General features: G+C 66.4%; 23 protein-coding genes, 1 tRNA gene and 1 riboswitch. Of the genes, 14 read left to right on the forward strand and 10 right to left on the reverse strand.

All coding sequences use genetic code 11. From position 1 onward, the window contains the following. Window positions 1–2 precede the first annotated feature (2 nt). Complete coding sequence (locus ACM0O9_RS09595) at window positions 3–272, forward strand: hypothetical protein (RefSeq protein WP_005415995.1); 270 nt, start codon at window positions 3–5, stop codon at window positions 270–272. A gap of 22 nt (window positions 273–294) precedes the next feature. On the opposite strand, the gene ACM0O9_RS09600 is transcribed toward ACM0O9_RS09595, so the two are convergent. Further along, the gene (locus ACM0O9_RS09600) at window positions 295–1377 is read right to left on the reverse strand and encodes an alpha/beta hydrolase family protein (RefSeq protein ID WP_414604145.1); all 1083 of its coding nucleotides are present in this window, start codon (window positions 1375–1377) and stop codon (window positions 295–297) included. 181 nt (window positions 1378–1558) lie between these two features. Here ACM0O9_RS09600 and ACM0O9_RS09605 point away from each other — a divergent pair, with 181 nt between their 5' ends. Further along, window positions 1559–2392: an AraC family transcriptional regulator gene (locus tag ACM0O9_RS09605; RefSeq protein ID WP_414604146.1), complete on the forward strand. Its 834-nt coding sequence runs from the start codon at window positions 1559–1561 to the stop codon at window positions 2390–2392. Window positions 2393–2395: 3 nt separating this feature from the next. On the opposite strand, the gene crcB is transcribed toward ACM0O9_RS09605, so the two are convergent. After that, a complete protein-coding gene (gene crcB, locus ACM0O9_RS09610) occupies window positions 2396–2788 on the reverse strand; it encodes a fluoride efflux transporter CrcB (RefSeq protein ID WP_053500374.1) in 393 nt (130 codons plus the stop codon). 81 nt (window positions 2789–2869) lie between these two features. Further along, window positions 2870–2933, reverse strand: a riboswitch (Fluoride riboswitch). Window positions 2934–2955: 22 nt separating this feature from the next. Continuing rightward, window positions 2956–3357: a helix-turn-helix domain-containing protein gene (locus tag ACM0O9_RS09615; protein WP_061478466.1), complete on the reverse strand. Its 402-nt coding sequence runs from the start codon at window positions 3355–3357 to the stop codon at window positions 2956–2958. A gap of 111 nt (window positions 3358–3468) precedes the next feature. Between ACM0O9_RS09615 and ACM0O9_RS09620 the strand changes: the two genes are divergently transcribed. Both ACM0O9_RS09620 and ACM0O9_RS09625 read left to right on the forward strand, forming a co-directional pair. Beyond that, entirely contained in the window at window positions 3469–3672 is a 204-nt protein-coding gene (locus tag ACM0O9_RS09620; RefSeq protein ID WP_005416000.1) for a helix-turn-helix domain-containing protein, read from the forward strand. A 359-nt stretch (window positions 3673–4031) separates the two neighbouring features. Continuing rightward, window positions 4032–4268, forward strand: a complete 237-nt coding sequence (locus ACM0O9_RS09625) for a hypothetical protein (RefSeq protein ID WP_005416001.1) — start codon at window positions 4032–4034, stop codon at window positions 4266–4268. A gap of 9 nt (window positions 4269–4277) precedes the next feature. Here ACM0O9_RS09625 and ACM0O9_RS09630 read toward each other — a convergent pair whose 3' ends face one another. Both ACM0O9_RS09630 and ACM0O9_RS09635 read right to left on the reverse strand, forming a co-directional pair. Further along, window positions 4278–5327 carry a 4Fe-4S dicluster domain-containing protein gene (locus tag ACM0O9_RS09630; RefSeq protein WP_065179313.1) on the reverse strand — a complete coding sequence of 350 codons (1050 nt, stop codon included), beginning with the start codon at window positions 5325–5327 and terminating at the stop codon, window positions 4278–4280. Then, window positions 5324–5611: a hypothetical protein gene (locus ACM0O9_RS09635; RefSeq protein WP_014036651.1), complete on the reverse strand. Its 288-nt coding sequence runs from the start codon at window positions 5609–5611 to the stop codon at window positions 5324–5326. The genes ACM0O9_RS09630 and ACM0O9_RS09635 overlap by 4 nt, the downstream gene beginning before the upstream one ends. Window positions 5612–5790: 179 nt before the next feature. Here ACM0O9_RS09635 and ACM0O9_RS09640 point away from each other — a divergent pair, with 179 nt between their 5' ends. Then, complete coding sequence (locus ACM0O9_RS09640; protein WP_032954077.1) at window positions 5791–6231, forward strand: group III truncated hemoglobin; 441 nt, start codon at window positions 5791–5793, stop codon at window positions 6229–6231. A gap of 44 nt (window positions 6232–6275) precedes the next feature. Further along, window positions 6276–7685 (forward strand): oxygen-independent coproporphyrinogen III oxidase, encoded by a 1410-nt coding sequence (hemN, locus tag ACM0O9_RS09645; protein WP_053500383.1) that lies wholly within the window; start codon window positions 6276–6278, stop codon window positions 7683–7685. Between the two features lie 21 nt (window positions 7686–7706). On the opposite strand, the gene ACM0O9_RS09650 is transcribed toward hemN, so the two are convergent. Further along, window positions 7707–7793 (reverse strand) — tRNA-Leu (locus tag ACM0O9_RS09650). A gap of 130 nt (window positions 7794–7923) precedes the next feature. On the opposite strand from ACM0O9_RS09650, the gene ACM0O9_RS09655 reads away from it, so the two are divergent. The 4 genes from ACM0O9_RS09655 (at window position 7924) to ACM0O9_RS09670 (ending at window position 12065) form a co-directional block, all read left to right on the forward strand. Then, a complete protein-coding gene (locus tag ACM0O9_RS09655; RefSeq protein WP_005416006.1) occupies window positions 7924–8358 on the forward strand; it encodes a BLUF domain-containing protein in 435 nt (144 codons plus the stop codon). Between the two features lie 143 nt (window positions 8359–8501). Further along, window positions 8502–9788 carry a nucleotide sugar dehydrogenase gene (locus ACM0O9_RS09660; RefSeq protein ID WP_005416007.1) on the forward strand — a complete coding sequence of 429 codons (1287 nt, stop codon included), beginning with the start codon at window positions 8502–8504 and terminating at the stop codon, window positions 9786–9788. 55 nt (window positions 9789–9843) lie between these two features. Continuing rightward, window positions 9844–11466: an FMN-binding glutamate synthase family protein gene (locus ACM0O9_RS09665; protein WP_005416008.1), complete on the forward strand. Its 1623-nt coding sequence runs from the start codon at window positions 9844–9846 to the stop codon at window positions 11464–11466. Window positions 11467–11603: 137 nt separating this feature from the next. Beyond that, entirely contained in the window at window positions 11604–12065 is a 462-nt protein-coding gene (locus ACM0O9_RS09670) for a GNAT family N-acetyltransferase (protein ID WP_414604147.1), read from the forward strand. A gap of 39 nt (window positions 12066–12104) precedes the next feature. Here ACM0O9_RS09670 and ACM0O9_RS09675 read toward each other — a convergent pair whose 3' ends face one another. Then, window positions 12105–13352: a TIGR03862 family flavoprotein gene (locus ACM0O9_RS09675; protein WP_111127135.1), complete on the reverse strand. Its 1248-nt coding sequence runs from the start codon at window positions 13350–13352 to the stop codon at window positions 12105–12107. Next, complete coding sequence (locus tag ACM0O9_RS09680) at window positions 13339–13773, reverse strand: FKBP-type peptidyl-prolyl cis-trans isomerase (RefSeq protein WP_065179310.1); 435 nt, start codon at window positions 13771–13773, stop codon at window positions 13339–13341. Before ACM0O9_RS09680 ends, ACM0O9_RS09675 begins: the two co-directional genes overlap by 14 nt. Before the next feature lie 70 nt (window positions 13774–13843). On the opposite strand from ACM0O9_RS09680, the gene ACM0O9_RS09685 reads away from it, so the two are divergent. The 4 genes from ACM0O9_RS09685 (at window position 13844) to ACM0O9_RS09700 (ending at window position 17168) form a co-directional block, all read left to right on the forward strand. Beyond that, window positions 13844–14209, forward strand: coding sequence for a DUF6164 family protein (locus tag ACM0O9_RS09685; RefSeq protein ID WP_065179309.1), 366 nt, complete (start codon window positions 13844–13846; stop codon window positions 14207–14209). Window positions 14210–14645: 436 nt separating this feature from the next. Beyond that, window positions 14646–15413, forward strand: coding sequence for a sulfurtransferase (locus ACM0O9_RS09690; protein ID WP_065179308.1), 768 nt, complete (start codon window positions 14646–14648; stop codon window positions 15411–15413). A gap of 191 nt (window positions 15414–15604) precedes the next feature. Then, window positions 15605–16600: an LLM class flavin-dependent oxidoreductase gene (locus tag ACM0O9_RS09695; RefSeq protein ID WP_005416014.1), complete on the forward strand. Its 996-nt coding sequence runs from the start codon at window positions 15605–15607 to the stop codon at window positions 16598–16600. A gap of 70 nt (window positions 16601–16670) precedes the next feature. Further along, window positions 16671–17168, forward strand: coding sequence for a pyridoxamine 5'-phosphate oxidase family protein (locus tag ACM0O9_RS09700; protein WP_005416015.1), 498 nt, complete (start codon window positions 16671–16673; stop codon window positions 17166–17168). Between the two features lie 112 nt (window positions 17169–17280). On the opposite strand, the gene ACM0O9_RS09705 is transcribed toward ACM0O9_RS09700, so the two are convergent. Together ACM0O9_RS09705 and ACM0O9_RS09710 are read right to left on the reverse strand one after the other, a co-directional pair. Further along, the gene (locus ACM0O9_RS09705; RefSeq protein ID WP_065185230.1) at window positions 17281–17940 is read right to left on the reverse strand and encodes an exopolysaccharide biosynthesis protein; all 660 of its coding nucleotides are present in this window, start codon (window positions 17938–17940) and stop codon (window positions 17281–17283) included. Continuing rightward, window positions 17924–19228, reverse strand: coding sequence for a hemolysin family protein (locus ACM0O9_RS09710; protein WP_005416017.1), 1305 nt, complete (start codon window positions 19226–19228; stop codon window positions 17924–17926). Before ACM0O9_RS09710 ends, ACM0O9_RS09705 begins: the two co-directional genes overlap by 17 nt. Between the last annotated feature and the right edge of the window lie 173 nt (window positions 19229–19401).

Here is a 19401-nt window from a genome sequence, read left to right on the forward strand (position 1 = left end):
AAATGAGCAAAGTCACGGCAGATGTGCGCTGGTTGACCTTCCGCTTGAAGAACGGGCAATCCATTGGCCCTGATCGGCTGAAGGACGGATGGGTCATCGCCTCGGAAACCGCCCGCTGCGGGGTGCGCCGCGAGCATATTGAAGGGTCGGGCCTGGTGTATGCCCTGTACGCGCCGGCCAACCTGGCCTCGCCACGGCGCGCGGAAATGCGCATGCGCGAATTCCTGATGAGCTCGGGCTACACCTTCACCATGGGCACGCTGGGCGGCTGAGCTGCGCGCGGGCCGCGATTGCTCAACGCTGCGCGGCCTTCAACGCCTCGATGATCTGCGCGCCGGAGAAGCCACAATGGCCTTCGCCAACGGGCGGCAGCACCTGTGGCAGCGGACGGGCGCCGGCCCGAGCGGCCGTCCGCGGATACACCGTCTGCATGCGCGGCACGATCGTCGGGTCGTTGTTGTTGAACTGGATCACCAGCGGTCGCCTCAACGCACCGCTCAATGCCAGCTCCCTGCGGACAGCGGCCCGCGCGGCAGGCACGGCATCGACACGTTGCACGCCGGCATTGAACGCCCTGTCGTCACCGAAGCCGCTGTAAGCCACCCCTCTGTTGCCCACCGGCATGCCGCCACTGCGCGTGGCCAGTTCGTGCAGGACCAGTGCATGCAGGCTGATCGTGCCGGCCAGTGCATCAGCGGACACCTGCAGCCGCTGTGCCAGCAACGCGGCATGCGAGGGGCTGCGTTGCAGCGCATTGGAGATGCCCTGGTACAGTTCGCCCTGCGGCAGCGCAGCCGCGTCGCGTGAGACCAGTCCCGCAGTCGGCAGGCCTTCGGCCTTGGCAAAGAAATAATCGAAAGCGACCAGCGTGGTCAGCAGATCATTCGCGATCTGTTCGCCACTGAGATTGGCGCCGCATAGCGACACCCCACCGGCGTAGTGTTGCGGGAACCGTTCGAGGCTGGCGAGGGTCACGGCGCCGCCCATCGAAAATCCCAGCATCCAGATATGGCGCACATGCTTGAGTTCAGCCACTGCATGCCGGCGCAGGCGTTCCATGTCGGTGATCGCATCGGCCACCGCCCAGCCCTGGCTGGCATAGGCGCTCTGCGCGACGGCGTAGCCTGCAGCCAGCAGTGGCGTGGTGCCGTCATTGGCAGCCATTGGCGTAGCACGTGGCATGCCTACCGACTCGTAGCCATGCGCCAGCATCACCAGGTCACCGTTCCAGTCAGGCGGCACATCCAGTCGCCACGGGGCGCCCTGCAGCTCGCCACTGAACGTGCGCGGTGATGCAGCGGGTGCGGCCATCACCTGTGTCGCGGGGAATAGCAGGGCGAGGGTGAGGTTGAGGGCACATCGTAGCCATCGACACATCACGGGCATTCCATCCGGGAATCGCGTCAGCTTAGACGCCGCCAGCAGCCTGCGCGCGCTGCACTGCCGCAGGAAGGGCGGGCTGGGGGCGCCCGCTCCCCGAGTCGATCACGTCCGCTACGGGAGGATTCCGATACGATGTGTCGCCTTGATTTCTTTCTACTTTACCCAGGGTCCCGTTATGGTCGACCGGCTCGCCATTCTGCTTGACCGCTTTGCGGTCACTGCCACAGTGTTCCATGCTGGCGCGCTGTGCGGCATCAACTCGCTGGCGGGCGAGGATGACGCCGGGCAGCTGCACCTGGTGCGACGTGGCCCGCTGCAGGTCAGCCATGGCCAGCAGACCGTCCAGGTCGAGGTGCCGAGCCTGCTGCTGTACCCACGGCCGATGCCGCATCGGTTCAGCACCGATCCGCAGCACGGCGCCGACATGGCCTGCGCCAATCTGCATTTCGAGGGCGGGCGGCTCAACCCGATCAGCGCGGCGTTGCCCGATTTCATCTGCCTGCCGCTGGCCGATCTGTACGGCGGCAACGCAGCGCTGGAGCTGCTGTTCGAAGAAGCCTTCGAGCAGCGCTGCGGGCGTGCGGCGATGGTCAACCGGCTGTTCGAGGTGGTGATGATCCAGGTGCTGCGGCAGCTGATGGAAGGGGGCGAGATGCGTGGTGGCCTGTTTGCCGGGCTGGGGCATCCGCGGCTGCGGCTGGCGCTGGTGGCGATGCATGAGGCGCCCGCACAGTCCTGGACCCTGGAAGACCTGGCCGAGGTGGCCGGCATGTCACGCAGCGTCTTTGCTGCCAGTTTCCGTGAGGCGATGGGCACTACCCCGGGCCAGTACCTGCAGGGTTGGCGGGTGGGCCTGGCACAGCAGGCGCTGCGCCAGGGGCGCCCATTGAAGCGGATCGCTGACGACGTCGGCTATGGCAGCGAAGCCGCACTGTCGCGTGCATTCAAGGCACATACCGGACAGTCGCCGCGGGAGTGGCGCGGACAGGCCCGCGCCGGCGCGGGCTGAGCCTCAGCCCAGCACCAGCCGGGCCAGTTTCATGCCACCGAACAGGCCAACCAGGCCCAGTGCCACCGAACCGCCGGCGTACAACGCTGCCAGGCCATGCTGGCCGCGCTGCAGCAGCAGTCCGATTTCCAGTGCGTAGGTAGAAAATGTGGTGTAGCCGCCGAGGACGCCGGTGGCCAGCAGAAGGCGCAGCTGCGGCGACGCGCCATTGCGCAGGGCGAAGGCTTCGACCAGCGCGCCCATCAGCAGTGCACCGCTGATGTTGATCAGGAAGGTCGACCACGGCCACGGGCTGCCGACCGCTACCCGCGTACCGATCAGGTTGCAGGCATGGCGAAGGCAGGCGCCGAGCCCGCCGCCGACGAAGACCAGCAGATAATTGTTCAATGCGTGCATCACATGCCTCGGTTGCGGGTTCGCTGATTTGATGGCGAACGCCGACGGCAGGCACGGCCCGCCATCGACGAAGACCGGTTCGTCCTGGCAGGAGCCATCAGCCCTTTCGGGCGGTTATCGGGGGAGCCCCATCCCCATCCGCGACCATGCTACCAGTGGTAGTGCATTCACGTCATCGAGGTCGTCAGCACCCGGATGACCTTGCTGCGGCTGAAGCCGTCCATCAGCAGTTCGAAGGCCAGCAGGTCCAGGGCCGCGTGGCGGCGATGGTCGATCTGCAATCCCTTCTCCTCCACCAGATGGCTGACCAGTTCGTAGGCGTCCTGCCAGACATCCAGGTGGGCCTGGCTGGGGATATAGGTATTGCCCCGCTCACCGACGCCAAGCCCGCTCACGCCGTACAGCAGTTCACGCGCGTCCAGTTTGGCCGCATCGGCGATGCGGAACAGCTGTTCGGCCTTCACATGGGCGGGGCTGACATGGTCGTTGAGCCAGTTGCTGATGGTTGCCGTCGTCGAATCGGCGGCGCGGGCCAGATCGGCCGGGCGAGGGTGCCCGGCTTTCTTCATGGCAATGGCGAGTCGTTGGCCGAGAGTATTCATCTATGCAAGCCAGCTTAACGCGTGGATCGCAAAGTTCCCTTGTTCCAAGAATAAGTCTGGTTAACAGAAGGACCGACCGTGACCGAATTCTGGAGCAAGGGGCAGGTACGCGCCCGGCTGGGTTTCCGGACCGATGCCGAACTGGCGCGCTTTTTTGGCATAAGCCGATCTGCCGTGTCGCAATGGCCCAAGAACTTCCCGATTCCTGCGCTACGCCAATACATCCTGCATCAGCGCTATCCCAACCTGTTCCCCGCGACTGAGGATACGCAGGGCGAGTAAGCCTAAACTGCGCCGCCTTTTGTCGCATATAGCACCCTAAGCGGCATTTGCTAAGTATGCTTAGCAATATTGGAAACTTCGATGAAACGGGGCTGGCCCATCAATGGCGCCTACCAGGGCGGGGCCGGGGAAATCGGGGCAGTGTGTCGGGTCCGGCCCATCCGGGCACCCCGTCTCCCCGTATGTGGTTTCGTGAACGATTAATAATTTCGATCACGAAAGTCGCGGTATGTAATTGACCTGTCGTGAAATCTATGACTAATTGGGATCAACCGGACGTGAAGCCCGGGAGTCTTTCAGTAGCTCGCAAGTGAGTCGGTAGACCGTCAACGATGCAGAACAAGTCCAACGGAGGTCGTATGGAATACGGCATGCATGGCTTGGCTGAACGGGTACGCCGCGAACTGGAAGCCAGTTATCACAAACACGGATGCGGTCCGGCGTTCTGGGATACCTACCAGCAGGTGCTGGACCGCCTGGTCCCGCAGGGGACCGAGCGTACCGAAGTCACCAATGAAATGGCGCTGATCATCGAGCAGCTGGGCATCGTCCGACGTGCGCAGCTGGTGCCGCCGCACGCCAACGGGCCGCGTTGATCCGTTGATTCAAAGCAGGCGCCAGGCGCCGCAGGCCAACAGCGCCAGCAGTATCGACAGCAGTGCCAGGGTCCGCGGTCGCCACCATTGCCGCGGTTGCCCGGCCATGGCCTGCGGACTGCAGTAGCGCACCAGCCCCGGGCCGAAACCGGCCTGGTGCTGCTGCCGCGAGCAGGCCTCCAGGCAGGCGCCGCAGGCCAGGCAATCGGCCTGAGGTCCCTGGCGGATATCCAGTTGCATCGGGCAGGCGCTGACACAGGCAGCGCAATCGGTGCAGTCGCCCAGGCGGTCGGCGCTGAAGGTGGGCATCGGTCCGGCCAGCAGCGGATGTGCAGCGCGGAACACGTAGTCCTGTGCGGTGGTCGGGTCGAGCAGGCCACGGCCGCGTCCGAGCACGCCCCCCAGCCCCGACGGACGCATGCCGCGCGGTTCGCCGCGGCGCGCGTCGTACAACATGCGGGGTGTATGCGGATCGGTCAGCAGCGGCTGCAGGCGCGCGAACGGGCACAGCGAACGGCACACCTGCTCGCGCAGGAAGCCGGCATTGCCCCAGGTGGCGGCGGCATAGAACAGCACCCAGAACGTTTCCCAGCCGCTCCAGCCGGCATGCGGCGCGGCGGCCACCAGTTCTTCGATCGGGCTGAACAGACCGACGAACGTGATGCCGGTCCACAGCGACAGCAGCCCCCATGCCACCTGGGTGGCAGGGCGCACGGCGGGCGCTGGCAAGGCCCGGGCCATGGCGCGCGCAATCCAGTCGAAGGCGCGGCGCCATAGCGTCTGTGGGCAGGCGTGGCCGCACCAGATGCGGCCGACGAGGTGGGTGAGCAGCGCGAGGCCCACCGCCAGCACCGCCAGCAACCCTATCAGCACGCCAACATCGCCGGGCCACAATGTCCAGCCAAACAGGTCAAAGCGCCGTGCGTTGATGTCCAGCAGCAGGGCCTGCCGCCCATTCCAGCGCAGCCATGGCAGGGCATAGAACAAGGCCAGCAAGAGCATGCTGAGTGCGGCGCGCCAATGCCAGCGGCGTGGGATTCCGGTGCAGGCCGTACTCATCCCAGCGGCAGCTCGTCGTCGTCGTCGCTTGGCATCGGTCGCTGCAGGTACCAAGTGACCGCGCTGGACAGTGCGGTCACCGACCAGAACATGAAGAATCCTGCCGTATAGCCCAGTTCGCGGCTGATCGCCGTACCCGGAAAGCTGATCGCCTGCAGACGCAGCGGGTCGACAAAGGCGAAGAACACCACGCTGGCCAGGCCTGCAGCGATGAAGCTGGGCCAGAGGATGGCGCCCCAGTGCTGGATCAGCTGCTGGCGGCGGCTGGGAGAGGGTCTGTTCATGCTGTCCCGGGTCGGAATGAGGGCGGCGCGTATACTCCGCCGAGGCTGGCGCAGCATCCGCAGGGCATGCTTCCTGCAGGAATGCCAGACTAGGTGCAGCGGACTGCGCCGACATTGATCTGGATCAACGGCGGTGCCGGCCGGCTACGGCACACTGCCGGCAAGCTTTGGATACCCCGATGAACGCAATATCGCCGCCTGTCCTGCCCGTCGCCTCGCCCGGGCTGTGCACTGAGCAGGAAGTGACCCGCCTGGTCCACGACTTCTATGCACGCGTGCGCGAGGAGGAGCGGTTGGGGCCTGTGTTCGAGGCACACGTCCACGACTGGCCGGAACATCTGGCGCAGCTGGTCGATTTCTGGTCGGCAATGCTGCGCGGCACGCGCCGCTTCAAGGGCTCGCCGATGTCCAAGCACATGGCCATCGAGCTGGACAAGGACCTGTTCGACCGCTGGCTGGTGCTGTTCCGGATCACCACCGCCGAGTGCGGCAACCCGCCCATGCAGGCGCTGGCCAACGACGTGGCCGCGCGCATCGGTGACACCTTCTGGAAGCGCTACCAGATGCTGCGCTGGCCGCAGGTCGGCCTGCCGGTGCTGGAAATCCCCACCCGCGATTGATCTGGGTCAAGGCGGTGGCGTCCGCCCGGCGCGATGCTGGCGGCATGGACACGTTCTCACCCGCCGCCGGCGGTCTTGCCTGGACCTTCGACCCCGACCTGCTGCGCCGGCATGACCGGCCGGGGCCGCGCTACACCTCGTATCCGACCGCGCCTCACTTCCACGATGGCTTCGATGCGCCGGCGCTGCGCCAGGCAATCGCCGACAGCAACCAGCTGGCCCGCGCGCTGTCGCTGTACGTGCATGTACCGTTCTGCTCCAGTCCCTGCTTCTACTGCGGCTGCAACCGGGTGATCACCCGCGACCGCGGCCGTGGCCACAGCTACGTCGCGCGCGTGCTGGCCGAGGCCGACCTGCTGGCGCCGCAGTTCGAGGACGGCCGTGAAGTCATCCAGCTGCACCTGGGCGGTGGCACGCCGAATTTCCTCGAGGCCGAGGCGATGACCACGCTGGTGGAAGGGCTGCGCCGGCGCTTCGATTTCAGCGATTCACCGCAGCGCGATTTCTCGATCGAACTCGATCCGCGCTTCATCGATACCCGCGATGTCGCCATGCTGGCGCGGCTGGGCTTCAACCGCGCCAGCCTGGGCGTGCAGGATTTCGACCCACAGGTACAGGAAGCGATCAACCGCGTGCAGGGCGTGCAGCAGACGCTGGACATCCTGCAGGCCTGCCGCGACAGCGGCATGCGTTCGGTCAACGTCGACCTGATCTATGGGCTGCCGGGACAGAGCCTGGAAGGGTTTGGCCGCACCCTGGAACGGGTGCTGGCATTGCGCCCGGATCGCCTGGCGGTGTACGGCTACGCACACCTGCCGCATCTGTTCCGCGCACAGAAGCAGATCGACGAACGCCGCTTGCCTTCGCCGGAAGACAAGCTGGCGCTGCTGGGCCTGGCGGTGGAGAGGCTCTCCACTGCGGGCTACCAGTACATCGGCATGGATCACTTCGCACTGCCGGAAGAAGATCTGTCACGCGCGCAGCGCGCCGGGCAGCTGCATCGCAATTTCATGGGCTATACCACCCACGCCGATACCGATCTGCTCGGCCTGGGCGTGAGTGCGATCAGCCACATCGGTGCCACCTACAGCCAGAATCCGCGCGACCTGCCGTCATGGGAGGATGCCGTGGACCAGGGGCAGTTGCCGGTGTGGCGCGGCGTGGCGCTCAGCGCCGACGACCAGCTGCGCGCAGAACTGATCCAGCAGCTGATGTGCCAGGGCGAAGTGGACGGTGCGGTGCTGGGCCAGCGCCATGGCGTGGATTTCGAGCAGTACTTCGCCGAAGACCTGCGTTCGGTGCAGCGGCTGCAGGAGGACGGTCTGGCCGAGTACCGTGACGGTGTAGTGCGCGCCAGCGAGCCTGGACGGCCGTTGCTGCGGCTGCTGGCGATGTGCTTCGACCCGTACCTGCGTGCGGCCTGCGAGCAGCCGCGCTACTCGCGTGCGATCTGACGTTCGTCGTGAAAAGTGCGATGGTGCCCGGAGCCGGAATCGAACCGGCATGGGGTTGCCCCCGGCGGATTTTAAGTCCGATGCGTCTACCAGTTTCGCCATCCGGGCCTGCAGCGCGGCGCCGATTGTAGCCCAGCTGCGGAATCCCGACCGGATTGCAGTGGAGCGGCGGTGTGCTTAACTGTCGCTCCCATTCATGTCATAGTCCAAAGCATCGTTCCCAGGGGGGAGCCACCCGATGTCGCTGCACGCGATTGCCTATGCCAGCGAGGCCCGCGCCGACCTGCAGACAACCGATCTTGACCGCCTGCTGGCCGATGCCACCGCATTCAACCGAGTAGCCGGTGTCACGGGTGTGCTGATGTTCGATGGCAGCCGTTTCCTGCAGTACCTGGAAGGCCCGGAGGATGGCATCGATTCGGTGTACCAGCGCATCGCCAATGCGCGCAGCCATGGACAACTGAAGGTGCTGTGCCGCGCGCCGGTGGCGCAGCGGGCATTCCCGCGCTGGTCGATGGGGACCCGGCGCATTGAGGCAGAACTGCTGGTACAGATCGTCGACGCCTCATGGCCGGGCTTCGTGCTTGGCTGCGGTGGCTTCGAGCGCCTGCTGCAGGCCTGGACCGGCGCCGATGGTGAACTGGAGCCGGCCGCGGTCGCACTGGGCTCCTGACCCCACCTTGGCGGCCGGGCACCCGGGCCGTTAGGCTGTAGCCTTTCTGGCATGGATCTTCCCGGAGTGGCAAAGCGAATGAGTAGGTCGGCCATGCCCATGGCAGTACGCATGCGATTTCAGCCGTTGCATGGGATGCGGCGTTGAGCGCGCCGCTTGCGGCAGCAGCGGCGCCGCGCTTCGCGGTGATCGGGCTGGGCTACGTGGGCCTGCCGCTGGCGGTGGCCTTCGGCCGGCACTGGCCCACGCTGGGCTTCGACATCGATGCTGATCGCATCGCCGAGCTCCGCGACGGCCAGGACCATACGCTGGAAATGGAGGCCGATGAGCTGGCCAGTGCACAGCAGTTGCAGTACGGCAGCGATCCGGCATTGCTCGATGCCTGCAATGTCTACATCGTTACCGTGCCGACCCCGATCGACGCCTATGAGCAGCCCGATCTGGAGCCGCTGCGTTCGGCAACGCGGCTGATCGCCAGCCACCTGCGTGCGGGTGACCTGGTGATCTACGAATCCACGGTCTACCCCGGCACCACCGAAGAGGTCTGCGTGCCGTTGCTGGAGCAGCTTTCCGGGCTGCGCTTCAACGAAGACTTCTACTGTGGTTACAGCCCGGAGCGGGTCAGCCCCGGCGACCGCCAGCGCCGCCTGGCCGATATCCGCAAGATCACCTCGGGGTCGACACCGGAAGTGGCTGCGGTGATTGATGGCCTCTACCAGCGCATCATCGCCGCCGGCACCTTCCCGGCGCCGTCAATGCGTGTGGCCGAAGCGGCCAAGGTGGTGGAGAACATCCAGCGTGACGTCAACATCGCGCTGGTCAATGAGCTGGCGCTGATCTTCGACCGGCTCGGCATCGACACCCAGGATGTGCTCGACGCCGCCGGCAGCAAGTGGAACTTCCTGCCATTCCGGCCGGGCCTGGTCGGCGGCCACTGCATCGGCGTGGACCCGTACTACCTGCTGCACAAGTCCGAGAGCGTGGGCTACCACCCGGACCTGATCCACACCGCGCGGCAGGTCAACAACCGCGTCGGCGAGCATGTGGCGTCGCGTGTGCTGGCAATGCTGGCCGAACGTGGCCGCGTACCTGCGCAGTCGCGTATCCTGGTGCTGGGCGTGACCTTCAAGGAGGATTGCCCGGACCTGCGCAACAGCCGCGCGCTGGAACTGGCGCAGCGCCTGCGTGATGCCGGCGCACAGGTGGAGGTCAGCGACCCGTGGGTCGGCCCGGCGGCATTGGCCGACGCGGGCGTGCACTGGCTGGCCGAGCCGGTGGCGGGGAGTTACGACGCCGTAGTCCTGGCAGTGGCCCATGCCCGATTCAAAGCCATGGATGACGCCGCAATCCAGGCGCTGCTGGCACCCGGCGGCATCGTCTACGACGTGAAATCGGCCTGGCCGCGCAATGTGGTTGACGGTCGCCTGTAAACGCCGGTGACGGCCGGCGCGGTAGACTCGCAGGCAGTTGCAACCAAGGAACGCCATGCACCGGTATATCGTCTACCTGCTCGCCATCCTGATGTTTCCCATCTGCCTGTGGTTGGCCACGATCTGGCCGGCCTGGTACTGGGGCGTCGGCCTGACTGCCGCGATGGTGGCGCTGGGGACCTGGGATCTGCTGCAGAAGCGCAGCACGCTGCGCCGCAACTATCCGGTGATGGCGCATTTCCGCTATGGCCTGGAATCAATCGGCCCGGAAATCCGCCAGTACTTCGTGCAGAGCGACCTGGAGGACGTGCCGTTCTCGCGCCAGCAGCGTGCGCTGATCTACCAGCGCGCAAAGAACGAAATGGACACGGTGCCCTTCGGTACCCTGCGCAGTACCTACGCGGTGGATTACGAGTGGATCAACCATTCGCTGGCTCCCACCTCCATTGCCAAGCATGATTTCCGCGTGCTGATTGGGCCGAACTGCGCCAAGCCTTATTCGGCCAGCGTGTTCAACATCTCGGCGATGAGCTTCGGTTCGCTCTCGGCCAACGCGATCCGCGCATTGAACGAAGGTGCGCGGCGCGGCGGCTTCTACCACGACACCGGCGAAGGTTCGATTTCGCCCTACCACCGCGAGATGGGCGGCGATCTGGTCTGGGAAATCGGCTCGGGCTACTTCGGCTGCCGTGACGAGAAGGGTGGTTTCAGCGAAGAGCGCTTCGTCGCCAACGCTACCGATGACCAGGTCAAGATGATCGAGATCAAGCTGTCGCAGGGTGCCAAGCCGGGCCACGGCGGCGTGCTGCCGGCACCAAAGGTGACCGCCGAAATATCGGTGACCCGTGGTGTTCCGATGGGGGTGGACTGCGTATCGCCGTCGCGTCACTCGGCATTCTCGACGCCGGTCGAACTGTTGCAGTTCGTGGCCCGGCTGCGCGAGTTGTCCGGTGGCAAGCCGGTCGGTTTCAAGCTGGCCATCGGCCACCCCTGGGAATGGTTCGGCATCGCCAAGGCGATGCAGGAAACCGGGCTGCTGCCGGACTTCATCGTGGTCGATGGCGCCGAGGGAGGCACCGGCGCGGCACCGGCTGAATTCGTCGACCATGTCGGCGTGCCGATGCATGAAGCACTGCTGCTGGTGCACAACACCCTGGTCGGCCTGGACCTGCGCGAGCGCATCCGCATCGGTGCCGCTGGCAAGATCACCAGTGCGTTCGACATCGCGCGCACCATCGCGCTGGGTGCCGACTGGTGCAATGCCGGCCGAGGCTTCATGTTCGCGCTGGGCTGCATCCAGTCGTTGAGCTGCCACACCGACAAGTGCCCGACCGGCATCGCGACCCAGGACCCCGCGCGCTGGAAGCATCTGGATGCACCGGACAAGGCCACCCGTGTATACAGCTATCACGAGCACACGCTGCATGCCTTGAAGGAACTGTTGTGCGCGGCGGGCCTGAACGATCCGGCCGAGCTGGGGCCGGAGCACATCCTGCGTCGCGTGTCGCCGGTGGAAATCCGTTCGCTGGCGTCGCTTTACCGTTACCTGGAACCGGGCGAGCTGCTGCACAAGGTGCCCGACCATGCGGTGTTCCATGCATTCTGGGCCGATGCGCGCAGCGACTCGTTCCAGCCGCCGCCGAAGATCCAGGCTCTGCGCGCCAGCAAGTCGCGGTAGCGTGATGTTGTAGAGCCAAGCCCATGCTCGGCTGTTCTTCGTTCCGACCTCGCGATGACTGATTGAAAAGCAGTCAAGCATGGCTTGACTCTACAGAAAGGCAGCCGAGCATGGGCTCGGCGCTACAAGGAGGCGCCATGCAGTTCAGGACCGGTAGCATCGACGATGTCGCCACGCTGTGGGCGCTGCGCACGCGCTGTGTGCGCGAAACCTGCATCAGCCATTACCCTCCCGAGGTCATTGCACCGTGGTCGGCCTCGCCGCCACCGTCGCAGTACGCGCGGCTGTTGTCGCAGGGCGGATGCGTGGTGGCCGAGGACGGGCAGGGTGGCCTGCTCGGCTTCGGCGTCTTTGATGTCGATGCCAATGAAGTCGACGCGTTGTTTGTCAATCCCGATCGTGGCGGCGAGGGGATCGGCCAGGCGCTGATGCAGCGCCTGTTGGCAATGGCCGATCGTGAGCGCGAGGTGGTGCTGTCGGCGTCGCTCAATGCCGTGCCGTTCTATCAACGGCAGGGCTTTGTCAGCGTGCGTGAGGAAGCCTATGCGCATCCCAGCGGTGTGGCGTTGGCCTCGGTGAGCATGCGCAGGCCGTGGTGATGTGGCGTCGAGCATGGGCTCGACGCTACCCCGCAGGCGTCACCGCTCCGCCAACCAACCGATCACGCCCTCGGCGGCACGCCGGCCACTGGCGTAGCACGCGGTCAGCAGGTAGCCGCCGGTGGGGGCTTCCCAGTCCAGCATTTCACCGGCGCAGAACACGCCGGGAACGGCCCGCAGCATCAGGCCGTCATCCAGCGCATCCAGGCGCACGCCACCGGCGGTGCTGATCACCTCGGCCATCGGCCTTGGGCGCAGCAGGCGCAGCGGCAGGCGCTTGAGCGTGGCAGCCACAGCCGGCAGGTCGTTGCCGGCCTCCCTGCCAAGAATCTCGAACACGAGTGCGGCCTTCACCGCATCCAGACCCGCCTGGCGGCGCAGGTGCTCGCCGAAGCTTCGGCCCTTGCGGGGACGTGACAGGTCGGCCAGCAGGCGCGCCTCGTCGCGACCGGGCACCAGGTCCAGCCACAGCATTGCGTGGCCATCGCGGTTGATGGTCTCGCGCAGGTCGGCGGCCAACGCGTAGACCAGACTGCCTTCAATGCCATATTCGCTGGCCACGCACTCGCCCTGCAGCGACCGCGGTTGTCCAGCCAGGTCGATCCAGTGCGCGATCACCGGCTTCAATGGTGCGCCGGCATTGCGCTGGGCAAAGAACGGCGTCCAGTCCACGTCGAAGCCACAGTTGGCTGACTGCAGCGGCGCGATGTCCACGCCACGCGCCTGCAGTGGCACGACCCAGGCGCCATCACTGCCCAGCTGCGGCCAGCTGCCCCCGCCCATCGCCAGCACGGTGGCATTGGCGCGGACATCGACTTCGCCCGCATCGGTGGCAAAGCGCAGGGCGCCGTCGTCGCTCCAGCCGATCCAACGGTGGTTGGCGTGCAGGCGCACGCCCTGTTCCTTCAACCGGCGCACCCAGCCGCGCAGCAGCGGCGCCGCCTTGCGGTCGACCGGGAACACGCGGCCGGAGCTGCCCACATAGGTTTCCACGCCCAGGCCGTTGGCCCAGTCACGCAGTGCCTGTGCGTCGAAGCCGTCCAGCCAGCTGCCGACCACAGCGGCCTGCTCGCGGTAGCGGCTGTCGAACAACGGCCGCGGATCGGAATGGGTGAGGTTGAGGCCGCCCTTGCCGGCGATCAGGAACTTGCGGCCAGGCGACCCCTTGGCCTCGTACAGGTCGACCTCCAGCCCAGCGGCACGCAGGCGTTCGGCGGCGAACAGGCCCGCCGGGCCGCCGCCAATGACGACCACCCGATGGGGCATGGCGGCATTACGGTTTGACATCGAGCAGCTCGACGTCGAACACCAGCGACGAGCCCGCCGGAATCGGGCCGACCTTGCGGTCCCCGTAACCGTAGTCCGGCGGAATCATCAGCGTGCGCTTGCCGCCGACCTTCATGCCGGCCACGCCCTCGTCCCAGCCGCGGATGACCTGGCCGGCGCCGAGCGCGAAGGTGAACGGCTCGCCGTGCTTGAAGGAGCTGTCAAAGGTCTTGCCGTGCTTGGTCTCGGTACGGTTGTCGTAGATCCAGCCGGTGTAGTGCACCGTGACCTTGTTGCCGGCGATGGCTTCGGCGCCGGTGCCGGGCACGGTATCGATCCGCTCGAAGGTCGTCAGCGTGCCGCCGGGCGGCGGGCCGGATGGTTCGGTCGAGCAGCCAGCGGCGGCGAGGGACAGCAGCAGGGGAAGCAGCAGGCGGCGCATCGGGCGTCTCCAGAAGGGCGCGGGGCGAGGGCGGCAAGGGTAGCGCATCGGCGCCGGGTATCATGGGGCCATGGCAAAACTCCTGCTCAATCTGCGCAATGTCGGCGACGACGAATATGCCGATGTCTGCACGCTGCTCGATCAGCACGGCATCGCCTGGTATCGCACCGAACCCAGCCCGTGGGGCATTTCCAATGGTGGCCTGTGGCTGCGCGACGACGCTGATCATCCGCGTGCGAAGGCGCTGATGGCGGAGTACCAGGCGGCGCGCGGCGTGCGCGTGCGGGCTGAACGCGAGCAGGCATTGCGCGAGGGGACGGCGGAGACATTCGGCAGCCTGTTCCGGCGCCGGCCGGCCTATGTGGTGCTGGTGCTGCTGGCGATGGCCGGTGCGGCGGCACTGGTGTTGCTGCCGTTCGTGCTGTTGCGGGGGTAAGGGGGCGCGGCCGGGTTGCACCCGGCACCCGCAGAGGCAACGGCAACGTCAAAAGCTGGTTTCCGTGGGATGGCGCGGCGGTGTGGGCAGGCGGGACACGCCGTAGACCCCGCTTCGCGGTCCGGCCCAGCCGCTGGCGGCTGTGCGTTCGGGCGCTTGCGAAGCAGTGCTTCGCAAGCAAAGCGCCTCACCCCTGGGGGCTCGATGGCGCCTTGCTCGTGTGCGCTGTCCTACGCACACGGCAAGACCGGGGTTGGGCGTCCTGCCCAACCCGCCCGAGGCATGCCTCGGGCCCATGGCGCCAACGGTCCCGCCTGCCCACACCGCCCCGCCTCTGACAAGTTCTGGGTACCTGCCGGGGTCGGATCCCTCTGCCGCGCAGAGGGCTCTGACCCCTGAATCTGTCTGTGCGGGCGGGAGGCGCTAAAATTGCGGGATGATCGCCAATACCGCTGCCTATCATTTCGCCGTCATCGACGCCCCCCAGGCCCTGTGCGACCAGCTGCTGGCCCTTGCCGAGACGGCGCAGCTGCGCGGCACGATCCTGGTGGCGGGCGAGGGACTGAACCTGTTTCTGGCGGGGGCGCCGGAGGCGGTTGAGGGCTTCTATGCAGCGCTGCATGCCGATGCGCGTTTCGCCGACATGCGGGTCAAGACCAGCCTGAGCAAGCATCAGCCGTTCGCGCGGCTGAAGGCCAAGGTGAAGGACGAGATCATCAGCTTCCGCCGCGATGACGGCCAGCCGCTGGACTATCCGCGCGCACCAGCGGTTGATCCGGCCACCGTGCAGCGTTGGTTGCGGCAGGGGCATGATGACGCCGGCAAGCCGGTGGTGATGCTCGATACCCGCAACCTGCAGGAAGTGGAGTACGGCACCTTCAAGGATGCGCTGGTGTTGCCCATCCGCAAGTTCACCGACCTGCCCGAGGCGCTGGCGCCGCATCGCGATGCGCTGCGGGACAGCACCGTGGTCAGTTTCTGCACCGGCGGCATCCGCTGCGAGAAGGCCGCGCTGTGGATGGTCAATGACGGCATGGACAATGTGCTGCAGCTCGATGGCGGCATCCTCGGCTACTTCGAGGAGGTGGGCGGCGAAGGCTACGAAGGCCGCTGCTTCGTGTTCGATGAGCGCGTGGCGCTGGATGCCGAGCTGAAGCCGATGGTCGACCAGCCACTGCCCGAGCCGCGCCCCAGCGCGTTCTGACGCTTGCCCTGTAGAGCCGGCCGCTGGCCGGCTGCCAGGGCACGTTGCCCGCCGGCCAGCGGCCGGCTCTACCGGACCAAGCGCGGTGGGCGCTGAACCCGCCCTACGGGAATCAGCATCCCGCCACCGTCACTGGCCGCTGCGCCCGGCCGCCCCCATGCAGAGGTGATCCTGTGACGGAAAAGCGCCTGATGATCCCGTTGTCGATCCTTGACTTGGCCCCGGTCTGCGAGGGCAGTGACACCACCGCCGCCTTCGCTAACATGCTGGAACTGGCCCAGCACGCCGATGCGCTGGGCTACCGCCGCTACTGGTTGGCCGAACACCACAACATGCCCGGCATCGCCAGTGCCGCCACCGCCGTGCTGATCGGTCATGTTGCCGGTGGCACCCAACGCATCCGGGTCGGCGCGGGCGGCATCATGCTGCCCAATCATGCCCCGCTGCAGGTGGCCGAGCAGTTCGGAACGCTGGCCTCGCTGTATCCGGACCGCATCGACCTTGGCCTGGGCCGTGCGCCGGGCACCGATCAGCCGACCGCACGTGCACTGCGCCGCTATTTCGACAGCGCCGACCAGTTCCCGCAGGACGTGCGCGAGCTGCTGCACTACTTCGAGCCGGTCCAGCCTGGACAGGCGGTGCAGGCCGTTCCGGGTGGTGGCCTGCGGGTGCCGACCTGGATCCTCGGATCAAGCCTGTTTGGCGCACGCATGGCGGCCTCGATGGGCCTGCCGTATGCATTCGCCTCGCATTTCGCGCCGGACGTGATGGACGAAGCGCTGGCGGTGTACCGCCGCGAATTCCGCCCCTCGGCCACGTTGAAGCAGCCGCACGCGATGCTGGCCCTGAACGTTGTTGCCAGCGACAGCGAGGCCGAGTCGCGTCGCCTGTTCACCAGCCAGCAGCAGAGTTTCGTCAACCTGCGCCGCGGCCGGCCGGGCAAGATCCCGCCGCCGATCGACGACATTGAAGCCTTCTGGGAGCCGCACGAAAAGTTCGGCGTGGAACGGGCCCTGGCCTGCACCGTGCTGGGCGATCCGCAGCAGGTGGCCGAGGGTATCGCCGCTTTCGTTGAGCGGCACAAGCCTGACGAGCTGATGCTTACTGCCAACCTGTATGACCATCGTGCGCGCCTGCGTTCCTTCGAGCTGGCGATGAACGCCTGGCATGGCCGCCACGCGGGCTGAACAACCGCGTCACGGCCCGTTGCGGCCGATCCGCGTCTGATGGGGGCTCCCCACTTCTGGAGTCCCCACCATGGCCGAGACCCGCGCCGAACACATTGCCCAGCTGGCTGAACTGATCAAGGACGTGGAGGTGGCGATGTTCACCACCACCGGCGTCGACGGGCGACTCTACAGCCGGCCGTTGGCCACCCAGCAGGTCGCCTTCGACGGTGACCTGTGGTTCGTGATCACCGCCGACAGCCCGAAGGTGGCCGAGATCGCGCTCGACCCGCGCGTCAATGTGGCCTATGCCTCGCCATCGAAGAACACCTATGTGTCTGTGGCGGGGCGGGCGCGGGTTGTCGATGATCGCGCGAAGATCGAAGAGCTGTGGTCGCCGGCGATGAAGCTGTTCTTCCCCGCCGGCAAGGAAGACCCCAACCTTCGCCTGATCCACGTGCGCGCCGATAGCGCCGAATACTGGGATGGCCCGGGCACCTTGCTGGGCAAGGCGTTGAGCTTCGTGCTGTCGGCGGTGCAGGACGATCCGGCACCGCTGGCGGACAACGGATTCGTCGACCTTCGGTGATTGCTGCATCCATGCGTGGCGTGGATCTACCGGATGCGGGAAGTGCCAGCCGCTGGCCGGCAACCCTGGAAACGTGGCAGCCGGCCAGCGGCCGGCTCTACCGGATGCCACTTCAGAACCAGCGCTGAAACAGCTCCACTGTATAGCCCACCAGCTGCCCGGAACTGAAGCCGAAGAACGCGATCGCCACCAGCGCTGCGATCCAGTTGAACAGCATCAATGCACCATCGCGCTCCAGTAGCGCCAGCGAGAACAGCAGCAGCTGGAAGCCGAACAGGAAGTTGGTGAACGGAATCGGCAACGACAGCAGCAGGCCCAGCAACACCAGCAGCAGGCCAGTGAACGCGTGTGCGGGCAGCGGTGTCAGCAACTGCGGCAGGCGAGGCTTCAGCATCCTGTCCAGTCGCCGCAACGGGCGATCGATACGGTCCAGGAAGCGGTGCATGGTGCCGCGCTTCGGCCCGCGTCGGGCAATGAAACCGGGCAGCCAGGGCCGGCGCAGGCAACACAGCATCTGCAGTCCGATCAGGACCACGAGTGGGCCGCTGACCGCACCCCCCATGCCCGGGATCGGGATGAACGAGGGCAGGATCGCCACGAACAGGAACACGCCAAACGCGCTCTGCTGCAGGTTGCTGAGGATCTGGCCGAGCGGCATGTGCTCGGCGGGATCGCCGGAGGCGAACATCTCCAGCAGGGTGCGGATGCCCTCGTTGCGGTAGGTCGGGCGCTGCGCGCCCTGGCCCTGGCCGGCCTCAGGCGGTGAGCTCATCGGCCTGCTCGTCGGATAACGTGCGCAGCAGCAGCTTGTCCACCCGCGCACCGTCCAGGTCGACCACCTCGAAGCGCCAGCCGGCCCAGTCGAAGTACTCGCCTGCGTGCGGGATGCGGCCGAAGTAATGGATGCACATGCCGGCCAGCGTGTAGTAGTCGCCATCCTCGGCATCGGGCAGGTCGTTGCTTCCGATCAGCTCGCGCAGGTCCTCGATCGGCAGCGAGCCGTCGACCAGCAGCGAGCCGTCCTCGCGGGTCACCACCAGTGCGTCTTCATCGGCATTCTCCACCGCCTGCAGGCGGCCAACCACGGCGCCCATCAGGTCGCTGATGGTCACCAGGCCCTGGATCTCGCCGTACTCGTCCACCACCAGCGCCATCGATTGCTGCTCCTCGCGGAAGATCTCCAGCAGCTTCATCGCGTGGGTCGATTCGGAGACGTACAGCGGTTCGCGCAGGGTCTGGAACAGCGCGTTGTCGCCGCGCGCCATGCGCGTGGCCAGCGATTTCAGCTCCAGCACGCCGACCACGTCCATGTCGTTGTCGCGGTATACCGGGTACCGCGAGAACTCGTGCTCGGCCATGATGTCCAGATTGCGCTCCAGCCCGGCCTGGGTGTCGAGCCAGGCAATGCGGTTGCGCGGGGTCATTAGGCTGTCGGCGGTGCGGTCGCCCAGGCGCATGACGCGGTTCATCATGTCGCGCTCGTGGGCGTCGATCACGCCAGCTTCGTGGCTCTCGGCCACCAGCATCCGGATCTCTTCTTCAGTCACCTGCGCGGCCTCGTCCTTGCCCAGGCCCAGCACCTTCAGTACCAGCTGGGTGGTCTTGGACAGGAGCCAGACGAAGGGCAGGGCGAGCCTGGCAAGCCAGCTCATCGGCATCGCGACCAGGCCGGCAATGGCCTCGGAGCGGGTCAGGGCCAGGCGCTTGGGCACCAGTTCGCCGAAGATCAGCGTGATGAAGGTGATCAGCGAGACCGCCAGGGCGGTGCCTACTTCGCGCGCGTACGCAAAGCCGGGCATCAGGCCCTGCAGCCAGCCGGCGATCGCGTCGCCGATCGCATCACCACCGAGGTAGCCGGTCAGTACGCCGATCACGGTGATGCCGATCTGCACGGTGGACAGGAAACTCTCCGGCTTCTCCGAAAGCTCCAGCGCCTTGGCGGCGCGCTTGGAGGTGGCGGCCATCTGCTTCAGGCGGCTCTTGCGCGAGGTCATGACCGACATCTCGGACATGGCGAAGAAGCCGTTCAGTAGAACCAGCGCGAAGACAATCAGGATCATTTCAAACACGGGCGTCGTCCCCGGTTGGTGGCAGGGAGGGCGGGTGCTTGCGATGGCGGCTGGCGCTCAGGAACAGGGTCCGGCGCGGCGCAGGGGGATAAGGGTCGTCGTCCATAAGGTGCGCCCGGAGGCGCGCTGGCATCTTAGCAAAGGGGCGTGGCAGGGTGGCAACC

The sequence above is a fragment of the Stenotrophomonas sp. FR012 genome, assembly GCF_047520565.2.
Classification (GTDB): Bacteria; Pseudomonadota; Gammaproteobacteria; order Xanthomonadales; family Xanthomonadaceae; genus Stenotrophomonas; species Stenotrophomonas sepilia.